We start from the raw sequence: 20,926 nt of genomic DNA, 5'->3' as shown, positions 1-20,926 counted from the left end.
TCATCAACTCCCATATATCTTCTTTCAAATATTATACCCGTATTTTTAACTCCTTACAAGTTAATATATACTATATTTTTAAATGTTATTCTATTTTTATGAGATATTACAATTCGTGATGAAATTAAAACTCTTCTTTACTTAGAATCCATTCATCCCTTAAAATTCCATAAAGATACATATCCCATCTTCTTCCGTCTCTATGTATAAATTCTCTATAAGTACCTTCTCTCTTAAACCCAAGGCTTTCATACAGCATTATTGCTCTTTCATTGTAATTAAATACATTTAGCTGAAGCCTGTGAAGATTTAATTCATTAAAGGCTAACTCCATAAGCAGCTTTAGCGCTTCCTTTGCGAAGCCCTTACCCCTATGTTCAGATGTACCAATGCCTATTCCAACTGTTGCTACACCATGAATCCATGATATTTTGTCTAGTTCTATATACCCAACAATTTCTTCTTCTTCTATTGGTCTAATGGCAAAAGCAACACTATTATATGAGTCCTGAACTGACTTTATCCATTGACCTAACTGCACTTCTGTCTTAGGCAGTGCTGGAGCAGTATCAAAAAACCTCAAAAAATCTATATCGCTATACCACTTTGTAATACTCTTTATATCTTTTTCATTTATTGAAGTAAGTTTTACTTTTTTTCCTTTTAATAGATTAGTAGATATCATAAATTACCTCTCTAAAAGTATAATTCATTACACAATTATTATATACTAATAAGCAATTATTAACAAGTAAGTCTCTTTGCTTAATATATCACACATTATAAAGTTTTTTATTGCTCATTATTATTATTCAAACAAAAATAAAAGCAGGGTATTACCCCTGCTTTATATTAAGCATCTTATAAATTATGCACTCTTTTCTGTGCTGCTTGATTTTGATAATTTTTCATATCTGCTGAACATTAATATAGCTACTAGACCAAAGAATACAGGTCCTACTATTTGCCATATTGTAGTTGCCATATCTCCTTCTATACCTGGTTCTATTATTGAGAAGAAGTTAGCAAATCCAACTGTTAAAGTAACAATTACTCCCCATATTAAAGCAGAACTGTAACTCTTATATACTTCAAATGGCTTTTCAATAGATGTTTTCTTCTTGAATGCTATAAATGCTATTGATAAGAACATGTATGGTATAGTCATTGCAACGTTAGTCATGTTAACAAGTATATCCCAGAACTTAGCCATTGAGTTTCCACCGAAGGAAACTAGTGCTATCATAACAACAACCATTGCACATTGGATCCACATAGCGTTTACTGGCATTCCGTCTTCTTTTCTAGTTTCTCCTAGTTTTCCAGGCCATAATAGCTTTGGAGTACCATCTATTAATTGTTTAAGTGGTGAATAAGTTAATGTGAAGAATGCACCAGTTAAAGCTAGGAACATTGAAAGTCCAAAGAATCTAGCAACCCAATGACCCATTGCAATTGAAGTAGCTTGACTTGCACCAAATGCTTGTCCAAAAGCAACTCCTAAGTTAGACATAACTACATAGGAAGCATTTCCTAAAGTAACACCCTTAACTGACATTACGTTTGACCAGTTAGTGAATACACCTATGCATAGTATTCCAAATGAATATCCAATTGCTATAACTGCTGCTGCAATCATAACTCCCTTAGGGAATGTCTTTTCTGGATTTTCAGTTTGGTCAACAAGTCCACCAACAGCTTCTATACCGCCGTATGCGAATAATGCATAAACAACGAATGCTAGTGCAGACAGCATGTTTCCAGCATATTTTGGATTTGGAGTTGTTGTAAAGGATTTAAGTCCTTCTATTGGTTGAGCAAATCCATGATTTACAATAACTAATATTATAGCACTTAACCATACAACTAGGTTAACTATTACTACTGCTGTACCACCTACAGAAGTTATCTTCTTAATTTTATCTAGTCCCTTAGTAGATATATATGTTACGAATATAAACCATATAATACCTAAAATACCAAGTGTTTTTGGTCCAGTTAATCCTTGAATTCCAAGGAAAGCCCAGTCTTTTGTTGTATCTGCACCAAATATTGCATTTGATATTGGAACCCAGATACCGGATGAAACGTTAACCATCCATATTACATAGGAAGCAAACCACATGAATGTTCCTATGAAAGCGAATCTTGGTCCAACGGATTTTTCCATCCAGGAGTAAATTCCACCCTTTTCATTTTTAAATGCAGCACCGAATTCCGCCATCATAAGAGCGAATGGTACGAAGAATGCTATACCAGATATTATATACCAAGGAATAGCTGCGTATCCCATTTTGTAGAAGGATCTTGGGATATTATTAAATCCGTAAACTGAAGTAAAGATCATTAGTATTAATGATACCAGTGTAAGCTTTTTGGTAGCGTTTACATTAGATGACATATTTTTTCCTCCCTTTATAAATAATCCTTATGAATTTGTTTTACAAGCTTATTATAAACTAAACATTCTGCTTTTGCAACAATATTTTTCATAATTTTTATTTTCTGAATCTTTTCTTGCTATATTTTCGACATTATATTGGTGCCCCCCTATACAATGAAGAAAATTCGCATTAATATTTAGTCTAATAAAACTTTAGTAAATAATTCACAATACATATTATATATGGAGTGATTTAACCTGTCAATTATATTTATTTGGAATATAGGTAAAGCCTTGCATTTAAAGGCAAGGCTTCATATTTAAACTTCTATTTAACTATTCATTACAATTGATTCTGCTTTTTTCATTTCCTATTTTTCTTTTGAAATAAACCAATATGGTAATGCAAGGAAAATTGCACCACCTGCAAGATTTCCTATCGTAACTATCAATAAATTATGAGCAAGTCCTGCAAAAGAAACTGCTGCACCGTGTGGAAGCATCAAGGCTAAGGATAATAAAGTCATATTAGCAACACTGTGCTCATAACCTGAACTTATGAATGCAAACAAACACCAAAATATCATAATTAATTTTGCAGTATCATCTTTTAGTTTATAGAAACACCAAACAGCAAGGCAAACTAAAATATTACACAAAATTGCCCTTGTAAACAATTGTAAGGAAGTTGCATTCATCTTAGCACTTGCCATTTCAACCATAAACTCACCAACTTTTCCGTGAGTAAGACCAGTTAAAGCATATATTCCAGCAACTATAAGTGATCCTATAAAGTTTCCGAAAAAGCTTGCGGTCCATATCTTAATTGCATCCAGCCAAGTTACTTTCTTTTCCAGCGCGCCTATGGTCATAACCATATTTGTTCCTGTAAACAATTCTGAACCAGCAACCATAACAAGACTAAGTCCAACTCCGAAGGAAGCTCCCATAACAATCTTTGTGGCTGGTGAATGATCTGCATTCAAATATGCTCCAATTGTATAAATAAATATTATAGCTATACCTATATACATTCCTGCCAAAGCAGCTGCAGTAATGTACTTTGATGAGCTCTTCTTAAGTGCAGCACTCTTTTTCTCCGCATAATGTGCTACATTTTCAATATCTGTACTGTACATGTATACCTTCCCCCTGAACTATATTGTTTTACAACATTGCTATTATATCATAAAATTTCTCCAACAGTAACTTTAATAATTTTCTGTTTATTTGTATGGTAAAGTCGCAACTTTACCTCTAAAAATGATAAATGTACACATATGAATTTATATATTTCCCTCATTCATTTTTCACAAAATAAAAAGCTCTATACCAAAAACCTTCAGTATAGAGCAATATTAGTTAACTTGACTATATTTCTGCAGTTTCACTTTCTAGCCACTGCACTTCTTCTTCATTAATATGTGGGGAAAGGACTTCAAATACCTTTCTATGATAACAATTTATCCACTGAACCTCTTCAATAGTCAGCATTTCTTTTACTATTGCCCTTCTGTCGATAGGAATGAAGGACAGCGTTTCAAATCTCATAAATTGACCAAATTCAGTTTTTTCATCTTCTACAACAAGTACAGTATTTTCAGTTCTAATACCATGTAATCCCTCTTTATAAATTCCTGGCTCAATGGTAATTGTCATTCCTTTTATAAGCTTAATTGTATTTGGAACTTGACTAAATCTTTGAGGTTCTTCATGTACATTGGAGCAATATCCAACACCATGTCCTGTTCCGCACTTATAATCTAAACCACAATTCCATAATGGGATTCTAGCTATAACATCCAGATTTGAACCTGTAGCACCATTTAAAAATTTAGCAGTTGAAAGTGCTATTACTGATTTTAGTACAAGTGTAAAATCTCTTTTTTCTTCCTCTGTGAGCTTTCCTAAGGATACAGTTCTGGTAATGTCAGTAGTTCCATTCAAAAAATGCGCTCCAGAGTCAATGAGGAAAAATCCTTCAGGCTTTAGTACATAAGTTGTTTCACTATTGGCTTTGTAATGCATCATTGCAGCATGTTCTTTGTATCCAGCAATGGTGGCAAAACTTGGTTCCAGGAAAAGCTCCTGCTGCATTCTAAATTCTTCGGCCTTGTTTTCAGCATCAATTTCTGTAATGGTTTGTTTTTCTACATTCTCCTTAAGCCATTTAAAAAACTTAACTAATGCTACTCCATCTTTTATATATGCCATTTTTATATTTTCAACTTCAACATCATTTTTAACAGCTTTTAGCATGGTAGTTAAATTATATTCATCTATCTTTTTTACCATCGTATTAATACTATTGTACAAATAGGCATTAACCTTGTTTGAATCAAATATTATTGAAGCTTCGTTATCTAGCTGCTCTAGAAACTTAAAAATTTCGTTGTATTCTTTTAGTATAACCCCATCCTTCTCAAGTTCTTCGCGAGCTTTATCATCTACCTTTTTCATATTCACAAATAAGTAGCACTTTTCTTCTCCAACCACAGCATAAGAAGTGACATAAGGGTTACTTGGAATATCTCTGCCTCTTATATTAAATAGCCAGCATATATCATCTAAAGATGCTAGTAGATAATAGTTCGCACCTTTTTCTGCCATTATTTTTCTTACTTCATTAAACTTATCTGTTCTACTCTTACCAGTGTACTTAACCTGGTGAATAAAAATTTTATCTTCTGGAATGGATGGTCTGTCTTTCCATATCTGACCTATGAAATCTAAATTCATTATAACTTCAATATTCTTTAAACTCAGCTCAGCTTTTAACTTCTCCGCTGCAGCCATTGAGAAAACCTTTCCATCAAAGGCAACCTTTTCCCCTGGCTTTAAATTTTCTCTAATCCATTCGCTAAAGGAAGGTACTCCGGATTCACCCATTTTAAACAAATCAATTCCTGTTCCCAAAAGCTGCTTTTCTGCTTGTATAAAATATCTGCCGTCGGTCCAAAGTCCTGCTTTATCTAGAGTAACAACCACAGTTCCTGCAGAACCTGTAAAACCTGAAATCCACTGTCTGCACTTCCAGTACTCGCCTACATACTCACTTTGATGTGCATCTGTGCTTGGTATAATATAAGCACTAATGCCTTCATTTTTCATAAGCTCTCTTAGTTTAATAAGCCTTTCCTTAATCACCATAACTAGCTCCTCCCATCACACTAACTTCACTTAATTGAGTTGATTTTTTATACTCATATTCAAATAGCCTTGATGCTAAAAATAAGCTAAGTATTCCGGAAACAATTTTGGTTACGAAATAAGCCCCTATCATCTTTGGTTCCACACTAGCCACATAAGCCATTTGTCCTCCTAGTACAAAAGCACAGCTTACCCCCATTGAGGTACAAATAACCTTACCCTTAGAATTCATTCTGCTTAAATTTCCAAACACTAAAAGATTACTAGCTAAATTTCCTACAAGAGCAACTATAGATATTGAATCTACACCTAGTATCCTAGCAATTCTATTAAAGAAATTCTTCAAAAATCTTATTAGCACCTCAAGCATAGGATAGGCTCCTGCTAAAATAAAGGTAATCTTTCCTACTAATTTCATATTATCCTCAAAGGGTACTAAAGTTGGTACCAGCTTAATTCCAAATATAATATGTATGCCTTGAAGCATTATGCCTAAAGTACTCAGTATCATTATAAATTTACCAAAATATCTAAACCCATTTATAACCCTGTTAGGCATTTTAATAAGTCCTATACTCAAAACAATTGAAAGAATAAATATAGGAAATAGTGTCCAAACTAACTGAAGAAAATTAATTCCCATCCAAATTCCCCCGGCTAAGCAGCCGAATGGTATAGTAGATATACCAATCATGATGCCTTTTGCAAAAAAATCCTGATCTTCTTTTTGTATAAGACTGCACGCCACCGGAATAGTAAAACTTATTGTTGTACCTAAAGTAGATGCAATCACAACTGCAGAGAATATTCCTATTTTGTTATTTAAGGTTATATTAGTGCATAACTGATAACCTCCCATATCTACTGCAAAGATACTAGCAGGCAGTATAGAAGGGTCTATATGTGTAACCTTTGAAAATACCTTTGCTGCTGGCTCTAACAGGCTTAAAAGAGCAGGAGACAGGGAATATAATCCTATGATACCAAGAGCCAATGCTCCCATAGTCTTCATGCCCTCTTCAAACTTGTTGCCCAATTTCATAGGGCTTCCTAGGAGATAATCTATTCCGCCTATTAAAAAAAATATTCCGATTATATAAATAACTACCTTATCCATCTTACTTAACACCTTTAAAATAATTTGGAGAATTAACAGCAATTAACTTCACGATTTTGTTAGTATGGTTTGCCCAGTTATGAGTAATGTTTGAATTCATATGAACGCTATCTCCTGGGTAGAGTTCATATTTTTCTTTTCCAATATATAAGGTCAAAATTCCTTCTAATATATAAATAAACTCTTCTCCAGTATGACTATTAAGCTGTACTTCCTCTTCATCCTTTTGAGGAAGTATTTCTACAAGCTTTGGTAGAAAGCTTTTATCTTCAAGCTCAGTACTTAGGTTGTAGTATATAAATCCGCCATCCATTATGCTGAGCACTTGTCTTTCGTAATTTCTTAGAACAACTTTATCCTTCCTATGTGGGATATCGAAAAAATTGGTCAATGGTACTTCTAATATCTCTGCTAAAATTTCTAATGAATCCACGGCGATTGTAGTCAATCCTCTTTCAAGCTGTGATAAAAATCCTACAGATAATCCGCTGCTTTCACTTAAGTCTTTCAAAGTCATATTTTTGTTAGTTCGCAATTCTTTAATTTTTGAGCCTATATCCATAAAAGCACCCTCCTTATTTTCATATCCATGAATATTTTAACACATATTTCATGTATAAATAAATGTATTTTAAAAAAATAATTCGTATTTTTTTGAAAATGAACGCAAGTATCTTAATTATGAACTTCTAACTTCTTAAAATCAAAAAAGAGTATGGAATAAATCCATACTCTTTTTTTAATTTTGTTATCTTACAACTTCTACAGCTAAATTAAACTTTTCTCCATTAATGTTAGCTTCATTGTAGTCTCTTTCAGCATTGTAAACAACTTCTACTGCAAGAGTTTCTCTCATTATATGATTTTCAAACTTTTCTACTACTTTTTCAAGCATTTCATTACCTGAAACATATAGATTTATCTTATCAGCAACTTCAAAACCGCTTTCTTTTCTCATGTTTTGAATCTTGCTTATAATTTCTCTTACATGTCCTTCTTCTCTCAACTCATCTGTGATATGAGTATCAAGAACAACTCCTATAGAACCTTCTCCTGCAAAGGCATAACCTTCAAGTCCCTGCATTGTAACTAGAAGATTGTCATTATTAAGTTCTATTTCAGTTCCTTGAACATTAATAACTACAGTGCCTCCGTTTTGTATCTTCTGAGCAAGTTCCATTTGGTTCATAGTACCTAATTCTTTTCTTATTCCAGGTATAAGCTTACCAAATGCCTTCCCTAGTACTGGAAGGTTTGGCTTGATTTCAAAGTTAACATACTTTGATAAATCAGAACCAAGCTCAACCTCCTTAAGATTAAGTTCTTCCTTAATAATATCGCTATAGTATTCTGGAAGCACCTTTGTGCTTAAAAGCATCTTTGAAAGCGGCTGTCTGTTCTTTATATTAGCAGAGTTTCTAGCACTTCTACCAAGTTTAACAACTTTGTAAGCAAGATCCATTTCATTTTCTAAATCAACATCTATAGAAGATTCATCAACATGTGGCCATCTGCATAGGTGTATGCTTTCTGGAGCACTACTATCTAATGCAACTACAAGATTTTGATATATTTCCTCTGTTATAAATGGTACAAATGGAGCTGCTACAAAGCATAAGTTCTTTAATACTCTATATAGAGTAACATAAGCTCCTATCTTATCATCTGTAAGCTCTTCACTCCAGTATCTGGATCTATTTCTTCTTACATACCAATTTGAAAGCTCATCTACAAATTCCTCTATAGAAAGTGCAGCTTGAGTAATTCTATAATTTGCTAGGTTTTCATCAACAGTCTTAATTAATGTATTAAGTCTTGACATTATCCACTTATCCATCACATTTCCGCTGACAAAATCCTCATATTTAGTAGGATCAAATTGGTCTATTTCAGCATAAAGCACATAGAAGGAATATACATTCCAAAGAGTGCTTAAGAACTTTCTTTGTGCTTCTATAACTGCTTCTTCATAGAATCTTGATGGAAGCCATGGAGCACTTGCTGTATAGAAATACCATCTTGTAGCATCAGCACCTTCGTTGTCTAGTGCTACCCATGGACTTAATACATTTCCCTTATGCTTAGACATCTTTAATCCATTCTTATCTAGCACGTGTCCTAGAACAACACAATTCTCAAATGGATTTGTCTCAAATAATACTGTAGATATAGCAAGCAGTGTATAGAACCATCCTCTTGTTTGATCTACAGCTTCGGATATAAATTGTGCTGGGAAATTTTGCTCAAACAATTCCTTGTTTTCAAATGGATAGTGGTGCTGAGCAAATGGCATTGAACCTGAGTCAAACCAGCAGTCTATAACATCAGATACCCTTGTCATTTCTTTATGACAATGTGGACATTCTAATTTTACATTATCTATATATGGCTTATGAAGTTCTATTTCTTCAGGTACATTTATTCCCTTTTCTCTTAATTCTTCCTTGCTGCCTATCATTTCTCTGTGACCACATTCACATTCCCAAATTGGAAGTGGAGTTCCCCAGTATCTTTCTCTGCTTATACCCCAGTCTATAACATTTTCAAGGAAGTTACCCATTCTTCCTGTTCTAACATTATCAGGAAGCCAATTTATCTTGTTATTATTCTTAAGAAGATTGTCTCTCATTGCTGACATCTTTATAAACCAGGATTCTCTTGGATAGTATAAAAGCGGAGTATCACATCTCCAGCAGAAAGGATAGGAGTGTGTAAAACCTTCTGTTTTATAAAGAATGTTAGCTTCTTTTAAGAATTCAATAATCTTAGGATCAGCCTTTTTAACAAAAATACCTGCCCATTCTCCAGCTTCACTTACAAATTTACCTTCAGCATCTACTAAATTGATTAGAGGAAGATCATTCTTCTTTCCAACTAGATTATCGTCTTCACCAAAGGCTGGAGCTATATGAACTATACCTGTACCATCTGTTAATGTAACAAAGTCTCCATGGATTACATAAAAAGCCTTTTTATCAGGTGTTGTAAATTTGAACATTTGCTCATACTCAACGCCTAATAATTCTTCTCCCTTGAATTTGCTAACTACTTCATATTCTCCATCAAGCTTTGAGAGTAATGATTCTGCAAGTATTAGGTGTTCATCCTTATGAACTACTTCTACATAGTCATAGCTCTTATTTACTGCTAGTGCAACATTACTTGGAAGTGTCCAAGGAGTAGTTGTCCAAACTAGTATATATTTATCTTGATCCTTAACTTTAAACTTAACATATATGGAGCTATCCTTAACATCCTTATAGCCTTGAGCAACTTCATGAGAGGATAGAGCTGTTCCACATCTTGGGCAATATGGTACTATTTTATGACCTTTGTATATAAGTCCTTTTTCCCATATTTTCTTTAATGCCCACCATTCTGATTCTATATAGTTGTCATGATAAGTTACATATGGATCATCCATATCTACCCAATATCCAACTCTTTCAGTCATATCTTTCCATTGTGAAACGTAGGTAAATACGCTGTCTTTACACTTCTTAACAAAGTCTTCTACACCATATTCTTCTATTTGAGGTTTTCCTGAAATACCAAGTGATTTTTCAACCTCAAGCTCTACTGGAAGTCCATGAGTATCCCAGCCAGCTTTTCTTAAAACTCTATATCCTTTCATTACCTTGTATCTTGGTATAAGGTCCTTCATAACTCTTGTTATAACGTGACCTATATGTGGCTTTCCATTAGCTGTTGGAGGTCCATCATAGAATGTGAAGTACTCGCCTTCCTCATTCATATCAAAATTCTTTTTAATAACATCTCTTTCTTCCCAAAGCTTTAGTATATCTTTCTCCATATCTACAAAGCCCTTAGAAGAATCAACTTTTTTGTACATAATTTGATCTCCTTTCATATTGCTTATCTTAATTATTGACATAAATACTTATTGTATAATTTTTCTTAAACATAGCAAAGAAAAAACTATTTCCCTAGTACTCTGATAATGCTGATATACACTGAGCCATGCTATGTGGATTACAATAGAAAAAAATAAAAAAACTCCGCCCAAATAGGACGAAGTGAATTCGCAAAACCACCTATGGTTCAATTTAAAGTACCAACATACTCTATCCTTTAACGCAGGATTACGGATACGCTTACTATATATTCAGCTTTCAGCTCAGAGGTGATTTTCCTTAAACCTTCCCTGTGGGCTTCCACCAATCCCCACTCTCTGCAAGTTCATAATCTAAGTACTTTTCCTCATCGTAGCTTTTATACTTTATATTGTTTAAATTTTATTATAAATAGGGAAAAATGTCAATGAATTTCTATGTTTAAATTCTATAAACTCTTATAATTTATCATCATATATGACTTTGAATAAGGCTTTGCTAAAAACAATACAGTATCTTTTCCATTATCATTCTTAATTACATGGACATCTCCAAAATTATCATATCTTTTCCATCCGCTGGCAGGTAATGTTTTATCAAAATATTCGTCTAAATCTGTTGTCCTTGTAACAAATATTTCATCCTGAACTCTTGCAGCTGATTTTGGTAAAGGTATTAAGTATTCATTTTCTCCTACCCTCATTTTCATCTCTTTTACAGGCCGAACTTTACACCCTAAGATAGCCTTGTAAACTTTAAGATTGCATACATCCTTATGAGCCTCTCTTTCATGAATGCACAGTACAGTAACTAACGACACAATAAAAATTAAAATACACCCAATAACAAAATATCTCTTTCTCATAAAATCCCCCATCCAAGCCATATATATACTATAATTATAAAACATGGTAAAAACATTTCAATAGTAAAGGCATGAAATGACGTTTTTAAAGCATAAACGCAACCTTTATATGTATGAAAATATAAAAGTTGCGTTTATGCTGCGATTATTTATTTTGCTAAAGTAAATTTATATATTGTAACATGTCTATATTGTTCTCCTGCCTTAAGTATTGGAGAAGGGAAGTTTTTATGTTTTAAGGCATTAGGAAAATATTGAGTTTCAAGGCATAATCCACTTCTCTTATCATATTTTACTCCACCTTTACCTGTTTCAGCTTCATGAAGGAAGTTTCCTGTATAAAGTTGAACACCTGGTTTTGTGGTGTAAACCTCTAACACTCTTCCACTTTTCTCATCAACAACCTCTGCTGCCATTTTAGATATATCACCTTTTGTATTAAGCACCCAGTTATGATCATAACCAGAGCCAAAAACTATTTGGTCATAATTACTGTTTATATTCTTACCCACTTCAGTTAAGCTAGTAAAATCCATTGGAGTTCCCTGAACTTCTAAGATTTCTCCAGTAGGCAAAGCTTTATCATCATTCACAGTAAATTTATCTGCATTTATCATGACCTTATGATTTAGTATGTCCCCTGAAGCTTGCCCAGTTAAATTAAAATAAGAATGGTTTGTGAGATTTACTACAGTATCCTTATCGGCTGCTGCATAATATTCTATTTTAAGTTCATTCTCCTCTGTAACACTATAGATTACTTTTACTTCTAGATTGCCTGGGAACCCCTCTTCTCCGTCCTTACTTAAATATGAAAGCTGCAGTTTTTCATTATCCCCACCAATTACTTTTGCCTGCCATATAACCTTATCAAAGCCCTTTATACCACCATGTAGTTGATTTTCTCCATCATTTTTTGCCAGCTTATACTCAATACCATTAAGTTCAAAGCAAGCATCCCCAATTCTGTTAGCATGACGTCCTACAATAGCTCCAAAGTATGCCCCTCTTGGCTTTAAATAACTTTCTATGTCATCATATCCTAGCACTACATCATCTATTCTGCCATTACGATCTGGTACCCTTAAGGAGTATACTATTCCTCCTAAGTTAAGTATATCCACTTCCATCCCATTAGAATTACTTAAAGTATAGCTCTCTACCTTAAGCCCACTTTTTGTATTTGCTAAAAATTTCTTTGTTATGCTCATAGATATTTTCTCCTTTCACTCGAAACACTGGGTAATCTATTCATGCCGATTCCCATCGGCAGATTACCCGTAAAAGTCCATTTAGGACTTTTACCTCTTTCTAACTTTGGATATATTTTCATCTAAACTCTATTATACTTTTATCTAACTAATTTTCCATAACTTTTCTAACAAAATTTCCAATTTATTTATGAAATATTTTAATTACGCCATGTAAAGATACTTGCAATTAAAACTAATGTTTAACAAAAATAAAAAACTTTGATTATCATTTCAAATCAAAGCTTTTTAACTATATCTCTATATATTATTTGCTGCATCAATAGCTTTTTGCACATATCCTTCATTTTCTGATAGGAGTTTTTTAGCTTCCTCTATTTTTAGTCCTGTTATAATCATAAGGATAGCTAATTTTACATCAAAGTCTGTTTCCTCAAGATACTTATTTACAATTTCCTCAGACTTATCAGTAGCTAGCATAACTATTCTCTTTGCTCTAGTGTACAATTTTTCATTGGATGCTTTTACATCTACCATAAGATTTCCATACACCTTGCCTAGTTTTATCATTGCTCCAGTAGACAGCATATTTAGAACCATCTTTTGAGCCGTTCCTGATTTCATTCTTGTTGACCCCATAACAGCCTCTGGACCTACAACAACAGAAATAGGTACTTCTGATATCTTAGCCATTTCACTTTCAGGATTCATAGTCACACTTATTACTGCAGCTCCTACTTCCTTCGCGTACTTCATGGCTCCAATGACATAAGGTGTCCTTCCAGATGCTGCTATACCGCATACTACGTCATTTTCTTTTAAATTTTTCTCTATTAAATCTTTTTTCCCAAGCTCTGCATCATCTTCTGCACCTTCAACAGCTTTGAATATAGCTGTATATCCACCAGCAATAATACCTTGAACTAATTCATCTGATACTCCATAGGTTGGAGGGCACTCCGAAGCATCAAGGATTCCTAGTCTTCCGCTAGTACCTGCGCCCATATATATAAGCCTGCCGCCTCTTTTTAGCCTTTCAGCTATCACATCTATGGCTTTTGCTATGCTTACCTTTGCTTTTTCTACAACCAAGGCAACTTTCTTATCTTCCATATTCATCATTTCAACCATTTCTAGAGTGCTTACGCTATCTATATTCATTGTATCTGGGTTTCTACCTTCAGTAACTAATTTTTCCAAACTTTCAATCTTCATAATAATCTACTCCAAAAAAAGAGTAAACACACCTCCTTAAGTAAAATATATCTGCGTTTTCTACTGCTAAGTTTATTTATATTAAAAAACTTCATTAATACTTGTAGTTATAAATTCAAATCTTGATTCATCTTCTATAAAGTCAATTAGGAAAAGTTCCTCATCCACTACCTTCCCTACCACATTTACTCTATTATCAGGTTCTAAATCCCTTTTGCACACTTGCAATTCGCCACAATATCTTAAGTACTTACAGTTATCAATGGTTACACACCCTTTAGTTCTTGCTATGTTATCATGAGGAATAATTGAATTATTTCCCTTTAGAACTAACCTAGAACTAGTAGATCTAACAACATCCTCAGCAGAATCTGGTCTATTTTCATGGATGTGTTCAAAGATGATTTTATTTTCAAGCTCCGACGGATTAAGCAACTCTATGCTTAACTGTAAGGCTTTTTCATTTACTCTTCCAACTGCTTCTATCTCCTCAGTACTTGGAATGCTGTCTCCAAAAATAACATCATCTAATCCTAAAGCGTATAAATGTTTTGCTGAAATTTCAGGTTTTAAAAATCTATGCCTTTCTAAAGTTGGAAGTCCTTCATATATTGGTCCTCTTTTATTTACTAGAGAAGGTATGAACGCTGATACCTTCATTCCTCTATTTTTAAGCATAATGTTTTTTTTAAGCATTGTATCTACTGATATGCCTGTGTTTAATCTTGGGTAATAATTATGACACGCTTGAAGCCTGCTATATTCTGGATTATAACTATGAAGTTCTTCTAAAAACTTCTTCGTAACTGTACTTGCATTTATTTCTATCATTAATCCGTATGGATTTTTGGTAAAGGAAGCTATTTCTTGTGCTGAAAAGCCAAAGTCTACTCTTATTCCATATACCCCAAGTTCCTTGATGGCACCTAAATTATTCATATCTGAATGTAAATATTCAAAAGCTCGTGGTGATATATCAGCAATAATATTCATATCTAAACTTTTACTTAATTCGGCAATTTCCCTAAATTCATTAATAGCATTTTCATAATCAGCTTCTGGTATATGTAGAGAAGTGAATACACTACTGAAGCCCTCTTTCTTTGCCTTCATAATGTAATTTTTATTTTCTTTCAGAGAATAATTCATGCCTAAAAAAATCGAGATTCCTTTTCCCATGTTTTCTCCTCCATCTTTCATGGAATTATTTTAAAAAACAAAGAGGATAGTAGAAAATATATTTTATTACATATTAAATCTACTTTCCTCTTAACATTTTACTATTCTTGTGGATCTTCAAATCCTAATAGATAAGTTGCAATGAAGCCACCTGCGTACGCTATTACAACACCAATAATATATTTAGCTGGGCTACTTACAAGTGCTGCTAATGGAAGTCCTGATAATCCCATTGCTATTGCCCCTACTTTCATAGCTGCAATAAATGCTCCTCCAAATGCACCACCTATACAGGCTCCTATAAATGGCTTACCTAGTGGTAAAGTAACACCATATATTAATGGTTCTCCAACCCCTAATATACCTATTGGAAGTCCTGACCATATAGTTTTCTTTAATCTATTATTCTTTGTCTTAACAAGTACTGCAATAGCTGCGCCAACTTGACCAGCTCCTGCCATAGCCAATATTGGTAACAGAAGGGTTTGTCCTGTAGTCTTTAACAAATCAGCATGAATTGGAGTTAATCCTTGATGTAACCCTGTCATAACAAGTGGTAAAAAAGTTCCTGCTAGTATAAATCCAGTAAAGGCGCCACCACCCTTGATTGCAACTTTAACTGTATTTCCTATAGCATCAGATATAGCTCCCCCTGCTGGTTGAAGTACTAGTAGTGCAACAAAGCCAGATATTAGCAGTGTAAGTAGTGGAGTTAAAAACAAATCTAAAACTTCTGGAACAACCTTTCTAAGTTTCTTTTCAAGCCAGCTGCTAAAAGCAACAACTAGTAATACAGCTATAACTCCGCCTCTTCCAGGTACTAGAGCCTTACCTCCAATAGTTACCTTGGCAAGGTCTGGATGAGTAAGAATTGCAGCCATTGCACCACCTAGCATTGGTGAACCACCGAATTCCTTTGCTGCATTAACACCTACAAATAGGCTTAATCCAAAGAAAACTGCATTTCCTATAATTTTTAATATTCCAGCAGTTGGACCTGCTGCAAAAGGTGCATTATATTTAAGAACTATATTTAATATTGCTGTAACAAGTCCACAACCTATAAAAGCCGGTATAAGTGGAATAAAAATACTGGAGATCTTTCTTAATATATTCTTGAAAGGAGTAGCATTTTTAGCCTTTATTTCTGCCTTTTTGACTGCCGCCTCATCAAGTTCACCAACTTGAAGTCCTGTCATTTGTCCAACCTCTTGTGATACCTTTGCAACTCTTCCTGGTCCTAATATAATTTGAAGCTGTCCAGATTGTTCTACAAGTCCTAGAACTCCTTCAATCTTTTTAATGCCGTCCTTATCTGCAAGGTCATTATTCTTAAGCACCATTCTTAATCTAGTCATGCAGTGAGTTAGTGACGCTACATTATCTTTTCCCCCAATTTTTTGAAGAATATTATCTGCAATAACTCTAGGGGATAAATTATTATCTGCCATAAGATTTTCCTCCTTTTCAAATAAATACAATGTACAATCCTTTTCAAACGCGTTTGAAATTTATTTGTATATCTTATGGTTTAATTATATGAAATAAAATTTCAAATGTCAATAGTTTTATGCGAAACTTTATTTTATACACCATTTGACAGTATATTCTGAATTATTACTTTCACTTATCATAAACGACAAATTATTTCTACTTGAATACCTGATTTAAAATGATATAATAATAATTGCTAACGTTTGCATAAATAAGTAAAGGTGGAAGAAAAATGGCTGTTACAATTAATGATATAGCAAAAGCTGCAGGGGTAGCCCCTTCTACAGTGTCTAGAGTTGTAAATGATAGTCCTCTTATTTCCGAGGAAACAAAGATTAGAATTAGAGCTATTCTTAAAGAGATGAACTATACACCAAATAGTATTGGAAAGCAATTGGCCATGCAAAGTAGTTTTAATGTAGGCTTTTTAATAAATACCTCTAGCAAGGATAACTTTTTAGATCCTTTTTTTTATGATATTATTGGAGGTGCTCAAAGCATAGTTCTCTCCAGTGCCTATGATCTTACTCTAGGCAATATAAGTTATTTAGATTCAAATGAGCATTTTTTAAATAAATTCGTTTATAGCAAAAAGGTAGATGGTCTTATAATACATGTTTCAATTGTAAATAAGGATATCATACAGGAGTTAAATGAAAGTGAATTTCCTTATGTTATAATTGGTAAGCCAAAGGAAAAGAATAAAGCTAGCTGGGTAGATATAGATAATACTGTTGGCGGTGAATTAGCAGCAAATCATCTTTTAGAACAAGGATATACTAATATAGCCTTCATTGGTGGCACAAAGGATGAACCTGTTTCCTTCAGCAGACTTCTAGGCTACAAAAAAGTATTAGATAAGCTGGATATAAGAGAAAATCAAGGTTACATAAAAGGTGGTTTAGGTACAGAAGAGGATGGCTACAGACTTATGAGGGACTTATTATCCATGGATAATCCACCCGATGCAGTAATTTGCATAAACAATTATACTGCCTTTGGCGTGCTTAAAGCTGTAAAAGAAAAAGGACTAAGAATTCCTGAGGATATAGGAATATTAACTTTTGATAATTTTCCATTAGCACCTTATATGGATCCACCTCTTACTTGTCTGAAGATTAATACCTTTGAACTAGGAAAAGTTGCTGGAGAAATACTTATGGATAAGCTAAAGAATAAAACTAATACCTTTGAAAATAAACTGCTTATCCCTGAACTTATTGTCCGGGAATCCAGTCTAAGAAAATAAATAAAAAGCCTTTAGTGAGCAGTTCAGCTAACTGAAGGCTTTTATTTATGCAGTTTTGACCTTATCTTTTAAAAATAAGCTTATAAAATTTAATATAGGCAATAGGAAAAGATATAAGCTAAAAACAATAGCTCCAAGTCCTACTCCTAAAGTTGTTAAGGGAACTAGCCCAGCAATATTCCAAGGTATTAAAGGGGATATTACAATAGCTGTATTTTCTATATCACATGCAAGCTCACTATTGCTAATTCCATTCTCGCTATACCCTTCCTTAATCAATAGGTGGGTAAGTATTACAGCCAGAGCTTGACTACATCCAAAGGCCGCTGTAGCAATACTCACTAAAATATTAGTAAAGAACAATCCTGCTCTTGTGCTTGGCTTTTTAATTATATCTTCTACAACGCTCAGCATATTGGTTTCCTCAAAAATTCCTGTAAAGCCAGAGGATATAAACACAACTAAAGCAATCTTTAGCATGGACAATATACCCCCGCCTTTTATTATGCTGCTTAGTGTGCTAGCCTCACTCATACTATATCCAAAGATAATAGATTTAATTAAATCATAGATAGTATTATGTTGAATTACAATTGCTATTAATGAAGCTGCGGCAATACTTAACGCCATAAGCTTTTTAACATTAATCTTAAAAAAGGACAACACTAATATTATAAGGGCTGGTATCAAGGTTAAATAACTCACATTATATATTCTAATAATTTCATCCGTTATACTGCTGCCTGAGGATATTAGTGGAAATTCAAAGGAAAATACAACATATAAAATACATGAGATTACAAAAGCTGCTATAGATGTTTTGGTCATGTTTTTAATATTATCATAAAGCTCAGTGTCAGTTATATGAGCTACTAAATTGGCACTAGAGGACATAGGTGAACATCTATCTCCAAAGTATGCTCCAGAGAGTATTGCTCCTCCAACTATAACCGGATTCACGCCTCCGCTTCTAGCCATAACCATAAGTGCAACTCCTACAGTACCTATAGTTCCAAAGGAAGTACCAATTAAAAAGGAAACTATGGAGCTGATTATAAATGCTGAAAGTATAAAAAACTTTGGATTTAAAAATTTCATTCCATAATACACTATAGCTGGCACAGTTCCTGAAGCCATCCAGCTGGAAGTTATTGCACCAATAAGCACAAAAATTTCTAGAACTATTAAAGATTTTTTCCCGCCTCTGTAAGTCATCTTTATTACATCTAAAAGCTTAAAGCCTTTTCTGCAGGCTATAATTATAAAAATTATAAGCCCTAAGATTAAAGGATACCCTACAAAAACTCCCATAAATACACTGGTTATTAGCATAACGAAGCAAAAAATAAAAGCTAAAATTATATCCATGTGATCCCCCTAAATTTCTAAAGCATTTGTATCAATTGTTTTTTCACACTTATTGTACAATTAATCCTTAGCATTTTCAACAAAACTAAAACTTATCTTCTATCGGCCTTTTATAAAAAATAACTTCTTGTAAATAATCTGTAACTTCATTATGTGAGTTGAATACAAATTATCTAAATTTCTGCTATAATTTAAATAATAATTAATTATACTGGGTTGAAGGTCTAAATGACCTTCAACGGGTAATTTAGCAAATGAGAATTTGCGTTAAAAATTACCCCGGACACTTGCTGGTGGGAACCGGCACGAATAAGTTACCCAGTGTGACCAGTGAAAGGAGAAAAAAATGACTAAAATAGTGCTAATTCTTTTAATAATTGCCTTTATTACATACCTGCTTTACAGCAATATGCCAATATTCCTTTTTGTTAAAGCCAATAAGAAATATTCAAATGCTGAAACTGCTGAAGCTATGAAATTATATGAAAAAGCATATAATTTTAAACACTGCAAGCCATCTATAAAAATAATGTATACCTATGTACTTATAAGAAATGGTGAAATTGATAAGGCTGAAAAAATACTTAATGAGGTATCAACAGCAAAGCTGCTTCCTAAAGACGAAATTACTATTGGATTAAATCTTTCACTAATAATGTGGAAGAAAAACAATTTGCCAAAAGCTATTGAATTACTAGAGCAGCTCATAAGTAAAGGATATAAAAACTCAACTGTTTATCAAAACCTAGGCTACTATTTGATACTTAATGGAGATTACTCAAAAGCTTTAGAATTTAATAAAGAAGCCTATGATTACAGCAATACTGATTTAGGAATCTTGGACAACCTAGGTATGAATTACTACTTTTTAGAGGATTATGAAAAAGCAGCTGAAATTTATAAAGATGTTATATCAAAAAATCCTACTTTTGCTACTGCTTACTACTATTACGGAAAAACTCTTAAAGCACTAGGCGATTCATCGAAAGCACTAGAAATGTTTAACAATGGACTTAGCTGTAATTTTACTTTTATCAGTCCTATAGATAAAGCTTGTTTGGAAAATGAAATTAACACATTAAAAGATGATCTTAACAATTAGTTATAATATCCCTATATTTAGATTATTTTCGGGATATACTATGGAGTGTGTATTAACTTGAAAAGGAGATTTTATCATGGAAATTACATGGCTTGGTCATTCTTCATTCTTAGTAAAAGATTCAAAAGGCAGGTGCCTGCTTACTGATCCCTTTGATGGTTCAGTAGGATATAAAGTGTATGATGGTGAAGCAGATGTAGTTACTATAAGCCATCATCATTTCGATCATGATTATATAGAAAAAATAAAAGGAACTCCTCATATTCTAGATAGAGTAGGCTTTTTTAACGAGTGTGATATTGATATAGTTGGAGTACCTTCCTATCATGATAATGTAAAAGGTGCAAAAAGAGGGGAAAATGTAATATATGTTTTCAAAATGGATGATTATAGAATTTGTCATCTAGGTGATTTAGGACATATACTTACTGTTGCAGATGCAGATCAAATAGGTCATGTTGATGTGCTATTTATTCCCGTAGGTGGAAATTATACTATAGACGGTAAAGAGGCTACTGCTGTCTGCAAACTCCTAAACCCTCATATTGTAATTCCAATGCACTTTAAGACTCCTTCAGTGACCTTTCCTATAGAAGGAGTAGAGACCTTTTTGACTCATATGCAAAATGGTGATAGAGTCCCCAGTTCAACCTTAAAACTAGAAAATGAACTTGAAGGTGAAAATGTAGTTAAAATATTAGACTATAGTCGCTAAAACAAATTGCCTCTGTGATTTACA

General features: G+C 33.4%; 16 protein-coding genes and 1 other annotated feature. Of the genes, 3 read left to right on the top strand and 13 right to left on the bottom strand.

Annotation, left to right across the window (positions count from 1 at the left end):
* Positions 1-124 precede the first annotated feature (124 nt).
* The 12 genes from bsdE14_RS12785 to bsdE14_RS12730 form a co-directional block, all read right to left on the bottom strand.
* Positions 125-685 (bottom strand): GNAT family N-acetyltransferase, encoded by a 561-nt coding sequence (locus bsdE14_RS12785; protein ID WP_264850334.1) that lies wholly within the window; start codon positions 683-685, stop codon positions 125-127.
* Positions 686-868: 183 nt separating this feature from the next.
* The gene (gene yjeM, locus bsdE14_RS12780) at positions 869-2,401 is read right to left on the bottom strand and encodes a glutamate/gamma-aminobutyrate family transporter YjeM (protein WP_264850333.1); all 1,533 of its coding nucleotides are present in this window, start codon (positions 2,399-2,401) and stop codon (positions 869-871) included.
* A 353-nt stretch (positions 2,402-2,754) separates the two neighbouring features.
* Complete coding sequence (locus bsdE14_RS12775) at positions 2,755-3,522, bottom strand: formate/nitrite transporter family protein (RefSeq protein WP_264850332.1); 768 nt, start codon at positions 3,520-3,522, stop codon at positions 2,755-2,757.
* A gap of 232 nt (positions 3,523-3,754) precedes the next feature.
* Complete coding sequence (locus bsdE14_RS12770) at positions 3,755-5,533, bottom strand: aminopeptidase P family protein (protein WP_264850331.1); 1,779 nt, start codon at positions 5,531-5,533, stop codon at positions 3,755-3,757.
* Positions 5,523-6,650: an ethanolamine utilization protein EutH gene (gene eutH, locus bsdE14_RS12765; RefSeq protein WP_264850330.1), complete on the bottom strand. Its 1,128-nt coding sequence runs from the start codon at positions 6,648-6,650 to the stop codon at positions 5,523-5,525. The genes bsdE14_RS12770 and eutH overlap by 11 nt, the downstream gene beginning before the upstream one ends.
* Position 6,651: 1 nt before the next feature.
* Positions 6,652-7,212: a helix-turn-helix domain-containing protein gene (locus bsdE14_RS12760; RefSeq protein ID WP_264850329.1), complete on the bottom strand. Its 561-nt coding sequence runs from the start codon at positions 7,210-7,212 to the stop codon at positions 6,652-6,654.
* Between the two features lie 186 nt (positions 7,213-7,398).
* On the bottom strand, positions 7,399-10,503 hold the full coding sequence (ileS, locus tag bsdE14_RS12755; RefSeq protein ID WP_264850328.1) for an isoleucine--tRNA ligase: 3,105 nt from the start codon (positions 10,501-10,503) through the stop codon (positions 7,399-7,401).
* A gap of 172 nt (positions 10,504-10,675) precedes the next feature.
* Positions 10,676-10,887, bottom strand: a binding site (T-box leader).
* A 65-nt stretch (positions 10,888-10,952) separates the two neighbouring features.
* Positions 10,953-11,369, bottom strand: a complete 417-nt coding sequence (locus tag bsdE14_RS12750; protein WP_264850327.1) for a hypothetical protein — start codon at positions 11,367-11,369, stop codon at positions 10,953-10,955.
* A gap of 149 nt (positions 11,370-11,518) precedes the next feature.
* Positions 11,519-12,580 (bottom strand): aldose epimerase family protein, encoded by a 1,062-nt coding sequence (locus bsdE14_RS12745; RefSeq protein ID WP_264850326.1) that lies wholly within the window; start codon positions 12,578-12,580, stop codon positions 11,519-11,521.
* Between the two features lie 300 nt (positions 12,581-12,880).
* Positions 12,881-13,795 carry an N-acetylmuramic acid 6-phosphate etherase gene (gene murQ, locus bsdE14_RS12740; protein WP_264850325.1) on the bottom strand — a complete coding sequence of 305 codons (915 nt, stop codon included), beginning with the start codon at positions 13,793-13,795 and terminating at the stop codon, positions 12,881-12,883.
* An 81-nt stretch (positions 13,796-13,876) separates the two neighbouring features.
* Positions 13,877-14,974, bottom strand: coding sequence for a DUF871 domain-containing protein (locus bsdE14_RS12735; protein WP_264850324.1), 1,098 nt, complete (start codon positions 14,972-14,974; stop codon positions 13,877-13,879).
* Positions 14,975-15,075: 101 nt separating this feature from the next.
* A complete protein-coding gene (locus bsdE14_RS12730) occupies positions 15,076-16,425 on the bottom strand; it encodes a PTS transporter subunit EIIC (RefSeq protein ID WP_264850323.1) in 1,350 nt (449 codons plus the stop codon).
* Between the two features lie 275 nt (positions 16,426-16,700).
* Between bsdE14_RS12730 and bsdE14_RS12725 the strand changes: the two genes are divergently transcribed.
* Positions 16,701-17,717, top strand: coding sequence for a LacI family DNA-binding transcriptional regulator (locus tag bsdE14_RS12725; protein WP_264850322.1), 1,017 nt, complete (start codon positions 16,701-16,703; stop codon positions 17,715-17,717).
* A 45-nt stretch (positions 17,718-17,762) separates the two neighbouring features.
* Here the strand turns inward: bsdE14_RS12725 and bsdE14_RS12720 are convergent, their stop codons facing one another.
* The gene (locus bsdE14_RS12720; protein ID WP_264850321.1) at positions 17,763-19,085 is read right to left on the bottom strand and encodes a Na+/H+ antiporter NhaC family protein; all 1,323 of its coding nucleotides are present in this window, start codon (positions 19,083-19,085) and stop codon (positions 17,763-17,765) included.
* A gap of 346 nt (positions 19,086-19,431) precedes the next feature.
* On the opposite strand from bsdE14_RS12720, the gene bsdE14_RS12715 reads away from it, so the two are divergent.
* Positions 19,432-20,187, top strand: a complete 756-nt coding sequence (locus bsdE14_RS12715) for a tetratricopeptide repeat protein (RefSeq protein ID WP_264850320.1) — start codon at positions 19,432-19,434, stop codon at positions 20,185-20,187.
* 76 nt (positions 20,188-20,263) lie between these two features.
* The gene (locus bsdE14_RS12710; protein WP_264850319.1) at positions 20,264-20,902 is read left to right on the top strand and encodes an MBL fold metallo-hydrolase; all 639 of its coding nucleotides are present in this window, start codon (positions 20,264-20,266) and stop codon (positions 20,900-20,902) included.
* The last annotated feature ends 24 nt before the right edge of the window (positions 20,903-20,926 follow it).

The organism is Clostridium omnivorum (genome assembly GCF_026012015.1).
Taxonomy (GTDB): Bacteria; Bacillota; Clostridia; order Clostridiales; family Clostridiaceae; genus Clostridium_AX; species Clostridium_AX omnivorum.
Note: the sequence above shows the minus strand (reverse complement) of the source record. Positions and strands in the feature narration are given on the sequence as shown.

What these genes read in the sequence shown, in the direction of transcription:
- bsdE14_RS12725 (WP_264850322.1), top strand. Translation starts at nt 16,701, where the DNA reads ATGGCTGTTACAATTAATGATATAGCAAAAGCTGCAGGGGTAGCCCCT.
- eutH (WP_264850330.1), bottom strand. Translation starts at nt 6,650, where the DNA reads ATGGATAAGGTAGTTATTTATATAATCGGAATATTTTTTTTAATAGGC.
- bsdE14_RS12770 (WP_264850331.1), bottom strand. Translation starts at nt 5,533, where the DNA reads ATGGTGATTAAGGAAAGGCTTATTAAACTAAGAGAGCTTATGAAAAAT.
- bsdE14_RS12720 (WP_264850321.1), bottom strand. Translation starts at nt 19,085, where the DNA reads ATGGATATAATTTTAGCTTTTATTTTTTGCTTCGTTATGCTAATAACC.
- yjeM (WP_264850333.1), bottom strand. Translation starts at nt 2,401, where the DNA reads ATGTCATCTAATGTAAACGCTACCAAAAAGCTTACACTGGTATCATTA.
- bsdE14_RS12735 (WP_264850324.1), bottom strand. Translation starts at nt 14,974, where the DNA reads ATGGGAAAAGGAATCTCGATTTTTTTAGGCATGAATTATTCTCTGAAA.
- bsdE14_RS12760 (WP_264850329.1), bottom strand. Translation starts at nt 7,212, where the DNA reads ATGGATATAGGCTCAAAAATTAAAGAATTGCGAACTAACAAAAATATG.
- bsdE14_RS12745 (WP_264850326.1), bottom strand. Translation starts at nt 12,580, where the DNA reads ATGAGCATAACAAAGAAATTTTTAGCAAATACAAAAAGTGGGCTTAAG.
- bsdE14_RS12710 (WP_264850319.1), top strand. Translation starts at nt 20,264, where the DNA reads ATGGAAATTACATGGCTTGGTCATTCTTCATTCTTAGTAAAAGATTCA.
- bsdE14_RS12715 (WP_264850320.1), top strand. Translation starts at nt 19,432, where the DNA reads ATGACTAAAATAGTGCTAATTCTTTTAATAATTGCCTTTATTACATAC.
- bsdE14_RS12785 (WP_264850334.1), bottom strand. Translation starts at nt 685, where the DNA reads ATGATATCTACTAATCTATTAAAAGGAAAAAAAGTAAAACTTACTTCA.
- ileS (WP_264850328.1), bottom strand. Translation starts at nt 10,503, where the DNA reads ATGTACAAAAAAGTTGATTCTTCTAAGGGCTTTGTAGATATGGAGAAA.
- bsdE14_RS12730 (WP_264850323.1), bottom strand. Translation starts at nt 16,425, where the DNA reads ATGGCAGATAATAATTTATCCCCTAGAGTTATTGCAGATAATATTCTT.
- bsdE14_RS12750 (WP_264850327.1), bottom strand. Translation starts at nt 11,369, where the DNA reads ATGAGAAAGAGATATTTTGTTATTGGGTGTATTTTAATTTTTATTGTG.
- murQ (WP_264850325.1), bottom strand. Translation starts at nt 13,795, where the DNA reads ATGAAGATTGAAAGTTTGGAAAAATTAGTTACTGAAGGTAGAAACCCA.
- bsdE14_RS12775 (WP_264850332.1), bottom strand. Translation starts at nt 3,522, where the DNA reads ATGTACAGTACAGATATTGAAAATGTAGCACATTATGCGGAGAAAAAG.